This window comes from Ralstonia sp. VS2407, from assembly GCF_052950655.1.
On the sequence record NZ_JBRFVG010000128.1, the window covers coordinates 1 to 532 of the forward strand.

The following is a 532-nucleotide window of genomic DNA, read 5'->3' on the forward strand; positions in this document are numbered from 1 at the left end:
CTCAGTGCGCGCACCGTCGAGCGTGCACGCGACGATCGCCCGCGCCAGATAGTCGACCGGGCTCAGGTCGAACAGCCCGCCCTCGCTCGCGAGCGGCGCGCAGCCCAACTGCACCGCGCCCTTGAGCAGCAGCAGGATGCGGTTGCGTCCCGGCTGGCACAGCCCCGTGCGCGAATGGCCCGTGATGTTGCCGGGCCGCAGGATCGTCGTGTCGATCCCGCGCGCAGCCGCTTCGGCAACGAGATGCTCGGACACCCACTTCGTCAGGTTGTAGCCGTTGTTGACGAAGGCAGGGCCGGCCTCCGACGGGGCCGCCTCGATCAGGCGGCCCGTCGGGCCCGTCGCGCTCGCCGCGGATAGCGTCGATACGAAATGCAGCGCCTTGCGGCGGCCGCTGCAGCACAGGCGGAGCAGTTCGAGCGTCGAGCCGACGTTCTCCGCGTGCAGGTACGGGTAGTCGTACACGTGGTTCACGTGTGCGCCGTTGTGATGAATCGCGCCGACCTCGGCCGCGAGCGTGTGCCACACCGCA

1 protein-coding gene is annotated in these 532 nt (G+C 69.9%); it reads right to left on the bottom strand.

Going from position 1 to position 532, the window contains the following annotated elements:
* The coding region (locus ACU8YE_RS24210) for an SDR family oxidoreductase (protein ID WP_446929909.1) at positions 1-532 on the bottom strand (532 nt) is incomplete at both ends.